The sequence below is a fragment of the Knoellia sp. p5-6-4 genome, from assembly GCF_029222705.1.
GTDB lineage: Bacteria > Actinomycetota > Actinomycetes > Actinomycetales > Dermatophilaceae > Pedococcus_A.
On record NZ_JARGZF010000001.1, the window covers coordinates 1,210,783 to 1,226,422 of the forward strand.

Annotated in this window: 13 protein-coding genes; all 13 read right to left on the bottom strand. The window is 70.0% G+C overall.

All coding sequences use genetic code 11. The features are described 5' to 3' along the window. Positions 1–6: 6 nt before the first annotated feature. Genes nuoN through P2F65_RS05895 form a run of 13 tightly spaced genes read right to left on the bottom strand, consistent with a single transcriptional unit; the run spans position 7 to position 15,616 of the window. Positions 7–1,581, bottom strand: a complete 1,575-nt coding sequence (nuoN, locus tag P2F65_RS05835; RefSeq protein WP_275805070.1) for an NADH-quinone oxidoreductase subunit NuoN — start codon at positions 1,579–1,581, stop codon at positions 7–9. After that, positions 1,581–3,110 carry an NADH-quinone oxidoreductase subunit M gene (locus P2F65_RS05840; RefSeq protein ID WP_275805072.1) on the bottom strand — a complete coding sequence of 510 codons (1,530 nt, stop codon included), beginning with the start codon at positions 3,108–3,110 and terminating at the stop codon, positions 1,581–1,583. The genes nuoN and P2F65_RS05840 overlap by 1 nt, the downstream gene beginning before the upstream one ends. Next, positions 3,110–5,035 (bottom strand): NADH-quinone oxidoreductase subunit L, encoded by a 1,926-nt coding sequence (gene nuoL / locus P2F65_RS05845; RefSeq protein WP_275807294.1) that lies wholly within the window; start codon positions 5,033–5,035, stop codon positions 3,110–3,112. The genes P2F65_RS05840 and nuoL overlap by 1 nt, the downstream gene beginning before the upstream one ends. Before the next feature lie 22 nt (positions 5,036–5,057). Further along, positions 5,058–5,357: an NADH-quinone oxidoreductase subunit NuoK gene (gene nuoK / locus P2F65_RS05850; RefSeq protein WP_275805074.1), complete on the bottom strand. Its 300-nt coding sequence runs from the start codon at positions 5,355–5,357 to the stop codon at positions 5,058–5,060. Continuing rightward, positions 5,354–6,124 carry an NADH-quinone oxidoreductase subunit J gene (locus P2F65_RS05855; RefSeq protein WP_275805076.1) on the bottom strand — a complete coding sequence of 257 codons (771 nt, stop codon included), beginning with the start codon at positions 6,122–6,124 and terminating at the stop codon, positions 5,354–5,356. Before P2F65_RS05855 ends, nuoK begins: the two co-directional genes overlap by 4 nt. Then, a complete protein-coding gene (gene nuoI / locus P2F65_RS05860) occupies positions 6,121–6,801 on the bottom strand; it encodes an NADH-quinone oxidoreductase subunit NuoI (protein ID WP_275805078.1) in 681 nt (226 codons plus the stop codon). Before nuoI ends, P2F65_RS05855 begins: the two co-directional genes overlap by 4 nt. Beyond that, the gene (gene nuoH, locus P2F65_RS05865; protein WP_275805080.1) at positions 6,794–8,149 is read right to left on the bottom strand and encodes an NADH-quinone oxidoreductase subunit NuoH; all 1,356 of its coding nucleotides are present in this window, start codon (positions 8,147–8,149) and stop codon (positions 6,794–6,796) included. Before nuoH ends, nuoI begins: the two co-directional genes overlap by 8 nt. Continuing rightward, positions 8,146–10,647: an NADH-quinone oxidoreductase subunit G gene (locus P2F65_RS05870; protein ID WP_275805081.1), complete on the bottom strand. Its 2,502-nt coding sequence runs from the start codon at positions 10,645–10,647 to the stop codon at positions 8,146–8,148. The genes nuoH and P2F65_RS05870 overlap by 4 nt, the downstream gene beginning before the upstream one ends. Then, the gene (nuoF, locus tag P2F65_RS05875) at positions 10,644–11,957 is read right to left on the bottom strand and encodes an NADH-quinone oxidoreductase subunit NuoF (RefSeq protein WP_275805083.1); all 1,314 of its coding nucleotides are present in this window, start codon (positions 11,955–11,957) and stop codon (positions 10,644–10,646) included. Before nuoF ends, P2F65_RS05870 begins: the two co-directional genes overlap by 4 nt. Beyond that, entirely contained in the window at positions 11,954–12,808 is an 855-nt protein-coding gene (nuoE, locus tag P2F65_RS05880; protein ID WP_275805085.1) for an NADH-quinone oxidoreductase subunit NuoE, read from the bottom strand. Before nuoE ends, nuoF begins: the two co-directional genes overlap by 4 nt. Continuing rightward, complete coding sequence (locus P2F65_RS05885; RefSeq protein ID WP_275805087.1) at positions 12,808–14,175, bottom strand: NADH-quinone oxidoreductase subunit D; 1,368 nt, start codon at positions 14,173–14,175, stop codon at positions 12,808–12,810. Before P2F65_RS05885 ends, nuoE begins: the two co-directional genes overlap by 1 nt. Continuing rightward, positions 14,175–14,975, bottom strand: coding sequence for an NADH-quinone oxidoreductase subunit C (locus tag P2F65_RS05890; RefSeq protein ID WP_275805089.1), 801 nt, complete (start codon positions 14,973–14,975; stop codon positions 14,175–14,177). The genes P2F65_RS05885 and P2F65_RS05890 overlap by 1 nt, the downstream gene beginning before the upstream one ends. After that, on the bottom strand, positions 14,972–15,616 hold the full coding sequence (locus tag P2F65_RS05895) for an NADH-quinone oxidoreductase subunit B (RefSeq protein WP_275805091.1): 645 nt from the start codon (positions 15,614–15,616) through the stop codon (positions 14,972–14,974). The genes P2F65_RS05890 and P2F65_RS05895 overlap by 4 nt, the downstream gene beginning before the upstream one ends. Positions 15,617–15,640 lie beyond the last annotated feature (24 nt).

The window sequence follows — 15,640 nt, forward strand, 5'->3', positions numbered from 1 at the left end:
ACACCGTCATCGCAGGAACTGGGACGAGCTCTCGGCCAGCGCCAGCACCTGCGAGGGGAAGACACCGAGGACGAGGGTGACGAGCGTCCCCACGGTCAGCGCCACGGTCGTCATCGGCGACGGCATCTCTGCCACGACCTCGCCGCCCGCGGGCTCGGTGAAGTACATGAGCACGATCAGCCGGACGTAGACGAACGCCGTGATGACGCTGCAGAGGACGCCGATGGCCACCAGTGCCACTCCTGCACGACCGCCGGTGGCGACCGCCGGAGCGAACGCCGCGTACTTGGCGGTGAAGCCGGACGTCAGCGGGATCCCGGCAAAGGCCAGCAGCAGGAAGGCGAAGACGGCGGCCACGACCGGGTGGTTGCGGCCGAGCCCCGCCCACTGCGACAGGTGCGAGGCCTCGGAGCCGCCCTGGCGGACCATCGAGACGACGGCGAAGGCGGCGATCGTCATGAAGCCGTAGGCCACGAGGTAGAACATCGTGCCCGCGACGCCGAGCCGGTCGAAGGCCAGCACGGCCACGAGGATGAAGCCCGCGTGGGCGATCGAGGAGTAGGCCAGCAGCCGCTTGACGTCGGTCTGGGTGACCGAGAGCACCGCGCCGACGATCATCGTCAGGGCGGCGACGGCGATGACGCCGGCCCGCCAGTCCCAGCGGTTGGCCTCGAGGCCCACGTAGACCAGGCGCAGGATGGCGCCGAAGGCGGCCACCTTGGTGCACGCGGCCATGAAGCCGGTGACCGGGGTGGGGGCACCCTGGTAGACGTCGGGGGTCCACGAGTGGAAGGGCACCGCGCCGACCTTGAAGAGCAGGCCGACGAGCAGGAAGACCACACCCGGGATGAGCAGGCCGTCGAGCGGGCCGGACGCGGCCGTGATGGCCGCGGCGATGTCGGCGAGGTAGACCGAGCCGCTGTAGCCGTAGAGCAGGGCCGCGCCGAAGAGGAAGAACGCCGAGGAGAAGGCGCCGAGCAGGAAGTACTTCAGCGACGCCTCCTGCGACAGCAGCCGGCGCCGGCGCGCCAGGCCCGAGAGCAGGTAGAGGGGCAACGACAGCACCTCGAGGGCGACGAACATCGTCAGCAGGTCGCCGGCCGCCGGGAAGAGCATCATGCCGCCGACCGCGAAGAGGGTGAGCGGGAAGACCTCGCTGCTCATCAGGCCCGCTCGCATGGCGGAAGCCTCGTGGGGCGAGCCCGGGACCGCCGCGCCCATCGGCGTGAACGCGTCGGGGCCCTCCCCACCGAAGCGCTCGGCCATGGTGAGCACGCCGAGCACCGACATCAGCAGGATGGCGCCCTGGAGGAAGAGGGCGGGGCCGTCGATGACCACGGCACGCTCGAGGGTGATGCCCTGGGCGTCGACCGAGATCATGACGAGCACGACGAGGGCCGCCACCAGGGCCACGAGCGCGACCCCAACCTGCATGGCGTAGCGCAGCCGCCGCGGGGCGAACGCCTCGACGAGCACGCCGACCAGGGCGCCGCCGAAGACGACGAGCATCGGGGCGATGGCCGCGTAGTCGACCTGGGCGACCTCGAACTGGGTCGACAGGCTGGTGGTCAGGGCGGTCATCACTTCGAACTCCCGTCAGCGGCGTTGGTCGGCGCAGGGTCCGAGACGCCCACGTAGGACAGCGTCTTCTCCACGGCCGGGTTGAGCAGGTCGAGGGCTGGCTTGGGGTAGAAGCCCAGGACGAGGAAGGCGGCGATGAGCGGCGCGATCACGAGCTTCTCGCGCAGGTTCCAGTCGTGCACGGGCTCGACCAGCTCGGGCTTGGGCCCGGTCATCATCCGCTTGTACATCAGCAGGATGTACAGCGCGGCGAGGATGATGCCCGCCGTGGCGATGACGGCGGCGGCCTGGTAGCGCTGGTAGGTGCCCACGAGGACGAGGAACTCGGAGACGAACGCGGCGAGGCCGGGCAGCGCCAGGCCGGACAGGCCCGCCACGAGGAACGCGCCCGCCAGGCCGGGGGTGACCCGCTGCCAGCCGCCGTAGTCGGGGATTCGCTTGCTGCCGCGGCGGGAGATGAGCATGGCGGCGATGAGGAACAGCGCTGCAGTGCCGAAGCCGTGGTTAAGCATGTACAGCGTGGAGCCGGCGCCGCCGACCGTGGTGAGGGCGAAGATGCCCAGCACGATGAAGCCGAAGTGGCTCACCGAGGTGTAGGCGATCAGGCGCATGACGTCGGTCTGGCCGATCGCCAGCAGTGCGCCGTACAGCACCGAGATGACCGCCAGGACGATGACCACCGGGGTCGCCCACTTGCTGGCCTCGGGGAACAGCTGGAGGCAGAAGCGGATCATGCCGAAGGTGCCGACCTTGTCGAGCACGCCGACGAGGAGCACGGCGGTGGCCGGGCGGGCCTCGGTGGCAGCGTCCGGCAGCCAGGTGTGCACCGGCCACATCGGCGCCTTCACCGCGAAGGCGAAGAAGAACGCGACGAACATCAGGCGCTCGGCCGTGACCGGGATGTCGAGGCCGGTCAGCTTCGAGACGAGGAAGCCGTCGGCGCCGCCGGGGCCGTACTGGTACAGCGCGATGACGCCGACCAGCATCACGAGGCCGCCGGCGAGCGAGTAGAGCAGGAACTTCACCGCGGCGTACTGGCGACGGGCGCCGCCGTAGGAGCCGATCAGGAAGTAGACCGGGATGAGCATCGCCTCGAAGAAGACGTAGAAGAGGAAGACGTCGGTGGCCGCGAAGACGCCGATCATGAACGTCTCGAGCACCAGCATCAGCGCGAAGTAGTTCTTCTCGCGCTTGCCCCCCTCGGGCACGTCGTCCCAGGCGGCGAGGATGCAGACCGGGGCGAGGATCGCAGCCATGAGGATCATGACCAGCGCGATGCCGTCGACTCCCATCGCGTAGGAGACGCCGAACTGCGGTATCCACTCGTGCTGCTCGGTGAGCTGGAACTGCTCGCCCGAGCCGGTGTCGAACTGCAGCGCCGCCGCCACGGTGAGCACGAGCGTCAGCCCGGACACCCCGAGGGCGATGTGCCTGGCCCGGTCGGCCACCCCGGCCGGCAGGGCGAAGACGATGGCGGCGCCGACGAGCGGCAGCAGCGCGATCGTCGTCAGCCAGGGGAAGTTGGTCATCACTGGATCACCCACACAGCAGCGAAGAGGGCGACGACACCGGCGAGCATCGTCAGGGCGTAGGACCGGGCAAAACCGTTCTGGATCCGCCGCAGGCGGCTCGAGGTGCCGCCCACGAGCGCGGCCAGGCCGCCGACCGCCCCGTCGACACCGCGGTTGTCCGCGAACACGAGCGAGCGGGTCAGGTGGATGCCGGGGCGCATGAACACGCCCTCGTTGACGTCGTCCTGGTAGAGGTCGCGGCGCGCGGCCTGCGTGGCCAGCGAGCCGGCCGGGGCGACCACCGGGACCTCGTCACGCCAGTAGCGCATCCAGGCCAGGAGGATGCCGCCCGCGACGAGCAACAGCGTCAGGCCCATGATGACCGGCACCGCGAGCACCGGGTGCTCCTCGCCGTGCTCCCCCACCACCGGCTCGAGCCAGTGGGTGAAGACGTTGGTGGGGCCGAGGACGAGGCCGAGCAGGCCGGAGCCGACGGCCAGCACCATCATCGGCACGGTCATGAGCAGGGGCGACTCGTGCGGGTGGACGTCGTCGGTCCAGCGCTTCTTGCCGTGGAAGGTCATGAAGAACAGGCGTGACATGTAGAAGGCCGTGATGCCGGCGCCGAGGAGCGCGGCACCGCCGAAGACCCAGGGGCGCCAGCCCTCGCCGATGAAGGCGGCCTCGATGACCTTGTCCTTGGACCAGAAGCCGGAGAACGGCGGGACACCGAGGATGGCCAGCCAGCCGAGCGCGAACGTGGCCCACGTGATCTTCATGGCCCCGGACAGGCCGCCGAAGCGGCGCATGTCGACCTGGTCGTTCATGCCGTGCATGACCGAGCCGGCCCCGAGGAACATGCCGGCCTTGAAGAAGCCGTGCGTGATCAGGTGGAAGATCGCGAACGCCGCGCCCACCGGGCCCAGCCCCGCGGCCAGCATCATGTAGCCGATCTGCGACATGGTCGAGGCGGCCAGCGCCTTCTTGATGTCGTCCTTGGCGCAGCCGACGATCGCACCGAAGAGCAGCGTGATCGCACCCACGATGACGACGACCAGCTGGGCGTCGGGGGCGTTGTTGAAGATGAAGCCGCTGCGCACGACGAGGTAGACGCCGGCGGTCACCATGGTTGCCGCGTGGATGAGCGCGGAGACCGGCGTCGGGCCCGCCATCGCGTCGCCCAGCCAGCTCTGCAGCGGGAACTGCGCCGACTTGCCGGTCGCGCCGAGCAGGAGCATCAGGCCGATCGCGGTAAGCGTCGCCTCACTCGCGTTCCCCGCCGCCTCGGAGACCCCGGCGAAGGTGACCGTGCCGAAGGTGACGAACATGATCATGATCGCGACCGACAGGCCGAAGTCACCGACGCGGTTGACCACGAACGCCTTGTTGGCGGCTGTGGCGTAGGCCGGGTTGTGGTTCCAGAACCCGATGAGCAGGTAGGACGCCAGGCCGACACCCTCCCAGCCCACGTAGAGCAGCAGGTAGGAGTCCGCGAGCACCAGCAGCAGCATCGCCGCGACGAAGAGGTTGAGGTAGGCGAAGAACCGGCGCTTGTCCGGGTCGTGCTCCATGTAGCCGAGCGAGTACACGTGGATCAGCGAGCCCACGAAGGTCACCAGCAGGACGAACGAGACGGACAGCTGGTCCACCAGCATCCCGGCGTCGAGCTGGAACGAGCCCGCCGGCACCCACTCGAAGAGCGTCATCTGCATGGCGCGCTCCGCCTCGGGCCGCCCGATCATGGCGATCCAGACCAGGAAGCCCACGACGAAGCTGGCCCACGACATGGCGGTCGCGAAGACCGGGCCCCACTTGTCGGTGGCCCGGCCGCCGATCAGCAGGACCGCGGCACCGAGCAGCGGCAGCGCGACCAGCAGCCACGCGGATGCCGTGATGCCGGAGGCCGCGGTGGCGGTCCCTTCGGCAGCGGCGAGGGTTGACAAATGTGTCACCTGGTGGCCCCTTCTACAGCTTCAGCAGGTTGGCGTCGTCGACCGAGGCCGACCGGCGGGCACGGAAGATCGCGATGATGATCGCGAGGCCGACGACCACCTCGGCGGCAGCCACGACCATCACGAACAGGGCGATCACCTGGCCGTCGAGGTTGCCCTGCATGCGGGCGAACGTGACGAACATCAGGTTGACGGCGTTGAGCATCAGCTCCACGCCCATGAAGACCACGATGGCGTTGCGGCGCATGAGCACGGCGGCACCGCCGATGGCGAAGAGCAGCGACGCCAGGTAGATGTAGTTGACCAGGTTCATCGGTCCCGGCCCTCCTCGATCTCGTGCTCGATGTCGTGCTCGGACTCCACGTGGCGGGTGGGCGTGACCACCTGCTCGCGGGCGTTGAGCACCCGGGAGACCGACAGCTGGCTCGGGGTCCCGTCGGGTAGCAGCGCGGGGGTGTCGACCGCGTTGTGGCGGGCGTAGACCCCAGGGGCGGGCAGGCCGGCGACGTTGCGGTTGTCGCGGATCCGGCGCTGTGACCAGGCGCGCTGGCTCGGCCGGTCGCCGATCCTCTCGCGGTGGGCGAGCACCATGGCGCCGAGGGCAGCCGTGATCAGCAGCGCGCTGGTGACCTCGAAGACCCACACGTACCGGCCGAAGATCAGGTTGGCGACGCCCGAGACGTTGCCCGTCTGGTCGTTGACCGAGGACAGCCCCTTCATGGGACCGAAGGTGACCTTGCCGATCGCGAGGAAGACCAGCGCGCCGAGACCGAAGGCCAGCAGCAGGGACGCCCACTTCTGGCCCTTGAGGGTCTCGACCAGGGAGTCGGAGGAGTCGACGCCGACCAGCATGAGCACGAACAGGAACAGCATCATGACCGCGCCGGTGTAGACGAAGATCTGGATGATGCCGAGGAAGTCGGCCTCGTTGGCGATGTAGAAGACGCCGAGGTTGATCATCACCAGGGCCATGCCGATCGCGGCGTGCACGGCCTTCTTGGCGAAGAGCAGCCCGAGTGCCGCCAGCACAGAAATGGGTCCGAGGACCCAGAAGAGAACCTGCTCGCCCGTGCCCGTCATCGGCGGACCCCCTCAGTGGTGTCGCGGGTTGCCTGACGGCCGTGCTCGAGCGTGTCGACGCCCTCGACCGGGTCGCCGGTGGGCGCCAGGCCCTCCTCCGGCGTCGCCTCGTGCTGCTCGACCCAGCGCTGCTGCTCGGGCGTGGCCTTGGCGACCTTGCCCTGGTAGTAGTCGCGCTCCTCCATGCCGTCGACCATCGGGTGCGGCGGCGGGAGCATGCCCTCCTGCAGCGGGGCGAGCAGCTGCTCCTTGGTGAAGATGAGGTCACCGCGGTTGTTGTCTGCCAGCTCGTAGAAGTTGGTCATCGTCAGGGCCCGCGTCGGGCAGGCCTCGATGCACAGGCCGCAGAAGATGCAGCGCAGGTAGTTGATCTGGTAGACGCGGCCGTAGCGCTCCCCCGGGGAGAAACGGGCGTCCTCGGTGTTGTCCGCACCCTCGACGAAGATGGCGTCGGCCGGGCAGGCCCACGCGCACAGCTCGCAGCCCACGCACTTCTCGAGGCCGTCGGGGTGGCGGTTGAGCTGGTGGCGGCCGTGGAAGCGCGGCTGGGTCGGCCGCTTCTCCTCCGGGTACTCCTCGGTCTCGACCTTGCGGAACATCGTGGCGAACGTGACGCCGAATCCGCCGACCGGTGCGAAGAGGTCGGAGAAGAAGCCGCCCTTCTTCTGCTCAGGCACGGTTGCTCTCCTTCTCGATGGCCAGGGACGGCTCGCGCAGCCGCTGGCCGGGCATGGGCGGCACCGGGTAGCCACCCGCGAACGGGTCGATCTCCTCGGGGGCCTCAGCCTCTGCGGCCGCCTGCTTCTCGGCCTGCTTGCCCTCCCACACCCAGGTGACGCCCAGCGCCAGCGCGGCGATGAACCCGACGATGACCAGCGTCGCGACGGGGAACTCGCGTCCGGCCAGGGCGACCGTGCTGTCGCCGAAGTAGCCGAGCTGCGCGCCGCGGATGAAGGCGACGGCGACCACCCAGGCGAGGGTGACGGGGATGAGGAACTTCCAGCCGAACTTCATGAACTGGTCGTAGCGGACGCGGGGCAGGGAGCCGCGCAGCCAGACGAAGAAGAACATGAACGCCCACAGCTTGATGACGAACCAGAGCAGGCCCCACCAGCCCTCGTTGAACATGCCGTCGTTGATCGCGGCGATGCCGGGAGGCGCCTGCCAGCCGCCCAGGAACATCGTGGTGGCGAGGGCCGAGACGGTGAACATGTTGACGTACTCGCCGAGGAAGAACATGGCGAACTTCAGCGAGGAGTACTCGGTGTGGAACCCGCCGGTCAGCTCGCCCTCACCTTCGGCGAGGTCGAAGGGCAGGCGGTTGGTCTCGCCGACCATGGTGACCACGTAGACGAGGAACGAGAAGAACGCCGGGAGGATGTACCAGAGGTCCTTCTGCGCGAAGACGATCTGCGAGGTCGACATCGAGCCGCTGTAGAGGAAGATCGCGACCAGCGCCAGGCCCATGGCGATCTCGTAGGAGATGACCTGGGCGGTCGAGCGCAGGCCACCGAGCAGCGGGTAGGTCGAGCCGGAGGACCAGCCGGCCAGAACGATGCCGTAGACGCCGACACCCGCAACGGCGAGCACCAGCAGCACCGCGACGGGGGTGTCGGTCAGCTGCAGGGGCGTGCGGTGGCCGAACATGCTGACCATCGGCCCCATGGGGATGATCGCGAACGACACGAACGCCATGGCGCCGGCGATCATGGGGGCCAGTGCGAAGACCACCTTGTCGGCGTTCTTCGGCGTCAGGTCCTCCTTGAGGGCCAGCTTCACGCCGTCGGCGAGGGTCTGCAGCAGGCCGAAGGGGCCGGTGCGGTTCGGGCCGGGACGCTGCTGCATCCGGCCGATGACGCGGCGCTCGAACCAGATCACGACCAGCGTGTTGACCAGCAGGAACACGAAGACGAGCAGCGCCTTGACCAGCGACAGCCACCAGGGCGTGTCGCTGAAGTCGGCGTGCGGATTGTCGGCTGCCGGTAGAGAGGCGAGGGCCTCGGCGGCGAAGGCCAGGCTGCTCATGCTGCGCCCTTCCTGACGGTGACGACGGCGCCGGCGCCCACTCCCAGCGTGGAGCGGACGTGGCTGTCGGCGGAGTTCGTGGGGAGCCAGACGACGTGGTCGACCATGCCCGGCACGACCTCGAGTGGCACGGTGACCGCACCCGAGGGCGTCGAGACCGTCACCAGGTCGCCGTCGGCGAGGCCGAACGCCTCCGCCGTGGCGGTGGACACGCGGGCCCGGGTCTTCGCCGCGGTGCCGGCCAGGAACGGCTCGCCGTCCTGCAGGCTGCCCTGGTCGAGCAGGTGGTGCCAGGTGGCGAGCACCAGCTCGCCGTCGCCGGCGCTCGGCACCTCACCAGCCGCGACGGACGGCGCGCTCGGGCGCTCGCCCGTCCACGGGCCGAGGGCGGACATCTCGGCGCGGACCTCGGCCAGCGTGCGGGTGCCGAGGAACTCGCCGAGCTCGCTGGCGAGCATGTCGAGCACGCGGTAGTCGGACATCGCGTTGGATTCCAGCGCAGCCGCGAACGGCCGGACCCGGCCCTCCCAGTTGACGAAGGTGCCGCCCTTCTCGGCGTGGGCCGCGACGGGGAGCACGACGTCGGCGACCGCGGTCACCGAGGACGGGCGCAGCTCGAGGGAGACGACGAAGGTCTTGGCCAGGGCCTCCTCGGTGCGCGGGTCCGCGAGGTCGGCAGCGTCGACGCCACCGACCACGAGGGCCCCGACCTCACCGGCGCACGCGGCCTCGAGGATGCCTGCGGTGTCGCGGCCGGGGGCGTCCGGCAGGCCGACGACGTCCCAGGCCTCGGCGACCTGCTGGCGGGCGGCCGCGTCGGCGACCGGCCGGCCACCGGGCAGCAGCGTGGGCAGCGCACCGGCCTCGAGGGCCCCGCGCTCGCCGGCGCGGCGCGGCACCCAGGCCAGGCGGGCGCCCGTGGAGGCGGCGAGCGAAGCGGCAGCGGAGAGCGCACCCGGCACCGTCGCCAGCCGCTCGCCGACGAGCAGCACGGCACCCTCGCCCTTGAGGGCCTCGGCGGCCTTGGCCGCACCGTCGTGGCCCGCGCCACCGTCGGCCAGGGCTGCCAGCACCTCGGCCTCGGTACCGGGAGCGGCGGCGATGAGGTGACCGGCCAGCTTCTCGAGCCCACGCGTCGCGAAGGGCGCCACGGCATACACGGTGGTCTTGTTCCTCCGGGTCGCCTTGCGCAGCCGCAGGAAGACGATCGGCGACTCCTCCTCGGGCTCGAAGCCCACGAGGACGACGGCCCTGGCCTTCTCGAGGTCGGCGTAGGTGACTGCCCCTCCGTCCGGGCCCGTGGCCACGACGGACGAGGCGAGGAACTCGGCCTCCTCGACGGAGTGGGGCCGGGCGCGGAAGTCGACGTCGTTGGTCGACAGCACGGTGCGCGCGAACTTCCCGTAGGCGTAGGCGTCCTCGGCGGACACGCGACCGCCGACCAGCACACCCGCGCCGCGAGCGGCCTTCAGCCCCGCAGCGGCCGCGGCGAGGGCCTCGGGCCAGGAGACCACCTGCAGGTCGCCCTGCTCGTCGCGGACCATCGGCATCGTGAGGCGGTCACCGGTGGTGGCGTACTGGAACGCCCAGCGGCCCTTGTCGCAGTTCCACTCCTCGTTGACGGCCGGGTCGTTCCAGGCCATCCGGCGCAGCACGACGCCGCGGCGGTGGTCGGTGCGCATGTCGCAGCCGGACGCGCAGTGCTCGCAGACGCTCGGGGTCGACACCAGGTCGAACGGGCGCGACCGGAAGCGGTAGGCCGCGCCGGTGAGCGCGCCGACCGGGCAGATCTGCACGGTGTTGCCGGAGAAGTAGGACTCGAACGGCTTCTCCTCGTAGATGCCGACCTGCTGGAGGGCGCCGCGCTCGACGAGGGCGATGAACGGGTCACCGGCGATCTGGTCGGAGAAGCGGGTGCAGCGGGCGCACAGCACGCAGCGCTCGCGGTCGAGCAGCACCTGCGAGGAGATGTTGATCGGCTTGGGGTAGGTGCGCTTGATGTCCTCGAAGCGCGAGACCGGGCGGCCGTTGCTCATCGCCTGGTTCTGCAGGGGGCACTCGCCGCCCTTGTCGCAGACCGGGCAGTCGAGCGGGTGGTTGATGAGCAGCAGCTCCATGACGCCCTGCTGGGCCTTGTCGGCGACCTTCGAGGTCAGCTGGGTCTTGACCTCCATGCCGTTGGCCACGGTCATGGTGCACGAGGCCTGCGGCTTCGGCATGGGGCGCAGCGACCCGTCCGGGCCGGGCATCGCCACGTCGACCAAGCACTGGCGGCAGGCGCCGACCGGCTCGAGCAGCGGGTGGTCGCAGAACCGCGGGATCTGGACGCCGATCTCCTCGGCGGCCCGGATCACCAGGGTGTTCTTGGGGACCGACACCTCGACCCCGTCGATGGTGAGGGTGACCAGCTCGACGGCCGGCGGGATCGTCGCGTCCCCGCCCGTGCTCACGGCGTTGCCGCCCGCGCTGGGGCTGGTGGTGGGGTTCGTGGTCGTCATGCGGGCACGTTGTCCTTCGCGAACAGCGACGAGGCGTCCCGGTCGAACGGGCACCCACCGCCTGTGAGGTGAGCGATGTACTCCTCGCGGAAGTACTGGATGCTGCTGGTGATCGGCGAGGTGGCGCCGTCGCCGAGGGCGCAGAACGAGCGGCCCAGGATGTTGTCGCAGATGTCGAGCAGCTTCTCGAGGTCCTCCTCGCTGCCCTGGCCGTTCTCGAGCCGGCCGGTGATCTGCTTCAGCCACCACGTGCCCTCGCGGCAGGGGGTGCACTTGCCACAGGACTCGTGCTTGTAGAACTCGGTCCAGCGGTCGACCGCACGCACCACGCAGGTGGTCTCGTCGAAGATCTGCAGGGCGCGGGTACCGAGCATCGACCCCGCGGCGCCGACGGACTCGAAGTCCAGCGGCACGTCGAGGTGGGCGTCGGTGAACAGCGGTGTCGAGGAGCCACCGGGCGTCCAGAACTTCAGCTTCTTCTGCGGGTCGCGCATGCCGCCGGCCATCTCGAGCAGCTCGCGCAGGGTGATGCCGAGCGGCGCCTCGTACTGGCCGGGGTTCTTGACGTGACCCGAGAGCGAGAAGATGCCGAAGCCCTGCGACTTCTCGGTGCCCATGTCGGAGAACCACGTCGAGCCGTGCAGCAGGATCGGCGGCACCGACGCGATGGACTCGACGTTGTTGACCACGGTCGGGCGCGCGTAGAGGCCGGCGACGGCCGGGAACGGCGGCTTCAGGCGCGGCTGGCCGCGGCGGCCCTCGAGGCTGTCGAGGAGCGCGGTCTCCTCACCGCAGATGTAGGCGCCCGCACCCGCGTGCACCGTGACGTCGAGGTCGAAGCCGCTGCCCATGATGTTCTTGCCGAGCAGCCCCGCCGCGTAGGCCTCCTCGACCGCGCGCAGCAGGCGCCGGTAGACGTGCACGACCTCGCCGCGCAGGTAGATGAAGGCGTGGTTGCAGCCGATCGCGTAGGACGTGATGGCCACGCCCTCGATGAGGAACTGCGGCGCCGCCATCATCAGCGGGATGTCCTTGCAGGTGCCCGGCTCGGACTCGTCGGCGTTGACCACGAGGTAGCGGGGGCCGCCGTCCGGCGGGGGCAGGAAGCCCCACTTCATGCCGGTCGGGAAGCCCGCACCGCCACGACCGCGCAGGCCCGAGTCCTTGGTCATCTGCACCAGCTCGGACGGCTCCATCTTCAGCGCCTTCTCGAGCGCCTTGTAGCCGTCGTTGGCGCGGTAGGTCTCCAGGGTCCACGACTGCGGGTGGTCCCAGAACTTCGTCAGGATCGGGGTGAGGGTCGTGCTCATGCCTTCTCTCCGTCCGCGTCCTTGCCGCCCGGCAGCTCGTCGGGCTCGTTGGCCGGGGTGTCCTCGGAGGTGTGTCGTCCGGCCGCCAAGCCGTCAGTGGTCGCCTCCCGGTGCCCACCGGAGGCCCGGCCGGTGTCGCCGGGGGCCCGCCAGTCGTGCTCACGGGCGACGTTCAGGCCCTGCACGGATGCCGGACCGGCGCCGACGCCCTCGTCGGCCAGGCCGTCGTGGAAGCCGGCGAGGACCCGGGAGACCTCCTTGAAGGAGCACACGCGGCTCGGGCCGCGGGTGGGGGCCACCGGCTTGCCCTCGCGCAGGTCGTCGACGAGCTGCTTGGTCGACTCCGGGGTCTGGTTGTCGAAGAACTCCCAGTTGGTCATGACCACCGGCGCGTAGTCGCACGCCGCGTTGCACTCGATGCGCTCGAGGGTGATCTTGCCGTCCGGGGTCGTCTCGTCGTGCCCGATGCCGAGGTGCTCGGAGACGGCCTCCCAGATCTGGTCGCCGCCCATGACGGCGCACAGGGTGTTGGTGCAGACACCCACGGTGTACTCGCCGTTGGGGTGGCGCTTGTACTGGGTGTAGAAGGTCGCCACGCCCGAGACCTCGGCGCGGGTCAGGTCGAGGACCTCCGCGCAGAAGTCGATGCCGCGACCGGTGATGTAGCCGTCGACGCTCTGCACGAGGTGCAGCAGCGGCAGCAGCGCCGAGCGCTTCTGCGGGTAGCGCGCCACGACCTGCTCGGCGTCAGCGTGCAGCTGCGCGAGCACGTCCGCGGCATACGGCTCCTTGCTCTCGGCCGGCACCGTGAGGTGACCGGACGCGGTCTGGTGACCGAACTCTGTGGCCATCAGCGGTCCACACCTCCCATGACGGGGTCGATCGAGGCGACGGCGACGATGACGTCAGCGACCTGGCCGCCCTCGCACATCGCGGCCGTGGCCTGCAGGTTGTTGAACGACGGGTCGCGGAAGTGGACCCGGAAGGGCCTCGTGCCGCCATCGGACACGGCGTGGCAGCCGAGCTCGCCCTTGGGGCTCTCCACCGCGGCATACGCCTGGCCCGGCGGGACCCGGAAGCCCTCGGTGACCAGCTTGAAGTGGTGGATGAGGGACTCCATCGAGGTGCCCATGATCTCGCGGATGTGGTCGAGGCTGTTGCCCATGCCGTCGCCGCCGATGGCGAGCTGGGCCGGCCAGGCGATCTTCTTGTCGGCGACCACGACCGGGCCAGGGTTGGACTGGAGCCGGTCGACGCACTGCTCGACGATCTTCAGCGACTCGTACATCTCGTCGAGGCGGATCCGCAGGCGGCCGTAGGCGTCGCAGCTGTCGCGCGTGACGACCTCGAAGTCGTAGGTCTCGTAGCCGCAGTACGGCTCGGACTTGCGCAGGTCGTGGGGCAGGCCCGTCGAGCGCAGGATCGGGCCGGTGATGCCGAGGGCCATGCAGCCGGTGAGGTCGAGGAAGCCGACGTCGACGGTGCGGCCCTTGAGGATGGGGTTCTCGTTGAGCAGCAGCTCGAGCTCGCGCAGGCCCCTGCGGATCGCCGGGACCGCGTCGCGCACCTTGTCGATCGCGCCGGGGGGCAGGTCCTGGGCGACCCCGCCGGGGCGGATGTACGCGTGGTTCATGCGCAGGCCGCTGATCATCTCGAAGATCGAGAGGACCCGCTCGCGCTCGCGGAAGCCGACCGTCATGACCGTGGTGGCACCCATCTCCATACCACCGGTCGCGAGGGCGACGAGGTGGCTGGAGACGCGGTTGAGCTCCATCATCAGGACGCGAATGACGTTGGCCCGCTCGGGGATCTGGTCGGTGATGCCCAGCAGCTTCTCGACCGCGAGGCAGAAGACCGCCTCGTTGAAGAGGGGCGCCACGTAGTCCATCCGGGTGCAGAACGTCACGCCCTGCGTCCAGGTGCGGAACTCCATGTTCTTCTCGATGCCGGTGTGGAGGTAGCCGATGCCCGCGCGGGCCTCGGTCACCGTCTCGCCGTCGAGCTCGAGGATGAGGCGGAGCACGCCGTGCGTCGACGGGTGCTGCGGGCCCATGTTGACGACGATGCGCTCCTCGTGGAGGGCGGCGGCCTCGTCGGTCAGCTGGTCCCAGTCGCCGCCGGCGGCGTTGAAGACGCGGGCGCCCTCGGTGTCGGCGGTGTCGGCGGCCGAGGTGGCGTAGACGTCGGGCGTCGAGCTGGTCTCGTGGGTGGTGGACATCAGTTGTAAGACCTCCGCTGGTCCGGCGGCGGGACGGTGGCGCCCTTGTACTCGACGGGGATGCCGCCGAGCGGGTAGTCCTTGCGCTGCGGGTGGCCCGGCCAGTCGTCGGGCATGAGGATCCGGGTCAGCGACGGGTGGCCGTCGAACTCGATCCCGAACATGTCCCAGGTCTCCCGCTCGTGCCAGTCGGCCGCCGGGTAGATCGAGACGATCGAGGGGATGTGGGCGTCGCCGTCGGGGCAGGAGACCTCGAGGCGCAGCCGGCGGCTGCCGTGGGTGATCGACAGGAGGTGGTAGACCGCGTGCAGCTCGCGGCCCTGCTCCCCCGGGTAGTGCACGCCGCTGACGCCCGTGCAGATCTCGAAGCGCAGCGCGGGGTCGTCACGCAGCACGCGAGCCACCGTGGGGAGGTGCTCTCGGCGCACGTGCAGCGTCAGCTCGCCGCGGTCGACCACCACACGCTCGACGGCCTCGCCGAAGGACGCCTCGCCACCGACGAGGCCGCGCTCGAGGGCGTCGGCCGCCTCGTCGAACCACGAGCCGTAGGGGCGCTGGGCCGCTGCCGGGAAGAGGATCGGGGAACGCAGGCCGCCGTAGCCGGAGGTGTCACCGGCGTCGATCGCACCGAACATGCCGCGGCGCTCACCGACGACGACCGGCTCCGGGGTGGTGCCGGGGGCGGCCGGAAGGTTGTCGCCCGTGGTGGCGCCGTGGTCGGCGGCCGCTGCGGTGGGGTCCTTCTCGACCTCGGCGTTCGGGCCGGGCAGGGCGGCCTCGGTCTTCTTCTCGTCGCTCACGCGACACCTCCTGCGCCGTGGCGGTGGGCCACGGAGTGCTCGTGCGGCGCCTGCAGACCGGAGGCCACGCGCAGGCTGCCGGCGCCCTCGGCGAGCAGGCCCTTCATCTGGTGGGTCGGCGTCGCACGAAGGGCAGCCTCCTCGGCGGCGCGTGCCGCGGCGACACGGTTGACGCCGAGCTTGCTGCCCTGGATCTGCTCGTGCAGCGTCAGGATCGCGTTGAGCAGCATCTCCGGCCGCGGCGGGCAGCCCGGCAGGTAGACGTCGACCGGGATGATGTGGTCGACGCCCTGGACGATCGCGTAGTTGTTGAACATGCCGCCGGAGCTGGCGCACACGCCCATCGAGATGACCCACTTGGGCTCCGGCATCTGGTCGTAGACCTGGCGCACGACCGGGGCCATCTTCTGGCTCACGCGCCCGGCCACGATCATCAGGTCGGCCTGGCGTGGCGTCGCCGAGAACCGCTCCATGCCGAAGCGGGCGATGTCGTAGTCGGGGGTGCCGACGGCCATCATCTCGATGGCGCAGCAGGCGAGGCCGAACGTCGCGGGCCAGACCGAGCTCTTGCGCATGTAGCCGGCGACCTGCTCGACCGTGGTCAGCAGGAAGCCCGCGGGGAGCTTCTCTTCGATTCCCATGAGGTGTTCCTAGCTCTCAGAACT

Excerpts from the sequence above, each read along its gene's own strand:
- P2F65_RS05885 (WP_275805087.1), bottom strand. The coding sequence starts at position 14,175 with ATGTCCACCACCCACGAGACCAGCTCGACGCCCGACGTCTACGCCACC.
- nuoN (WP_275805070.1), bottom strand. The coding sequence starts at position 1,581 with ATGACCGCCCTGACCACCAGCCTGTCGACCCAGTTCGAGGTCGCCCAG.
- P2F65_RS05895 (WP_275805091.1), bottom strand. The coding sequence starts at position 15,616 with ATGGGAATCGAAGAGAAGCTCCCCGCGGGCTTCCTGCTGACCACGGTC.
- nuoE (WP_275805085.1), bottom strand. The coding sequence starts at position 12,808 with ATGGCCACAGAGTTCGGTCACCAGACCGCGTCCGGTCACCTCACGGTG.
- P2F65_RS05855 (WP_275805076.1), bottom strand. The coding sequence starts at position 6,124 with ATGACGGGCACGGGCGAGCAGGTTCTCTTCTGGGTCCTCGGACCCATT.
- P2F65_RS05870 (WP_275805081.1), bottom strand. The coding sequence starts at position 10,647 with ATGACGACCACGAACCCCACCACCAGCCCCAGCGCGGGCGGCAACGCC.
- nuoK (WP_275805074.1), bottom strand. The coding sequence starts at position 5,357 with ATGAACCTGGTCAACTACATCTACCTGGCGTCGCTGCTCTTCGCCATC.
- nuoF (WP_275805083.1), bottom strand. The coding sequence starts at position 11,957 with ATGAGCACGACCCTCACCCCGATCCTGACGAAGTTCTGGGACCACCCG.
- nuoH (WP_275805080.1), bottom strand. The coding sequence starts at position 8,149 with ATGAGCAGCCTGGCCTTCGCCGCCGAGGCCCTCGCCTCTCTACCGGCA.
- P2F65_RS05840 (WP_275805072.1), bottom strand. The coding sequence starts at position 3,110 with ATGACCAACTTCCCCTGGCTGACGACGATCGCGCTGCTGCCGCTCGTC.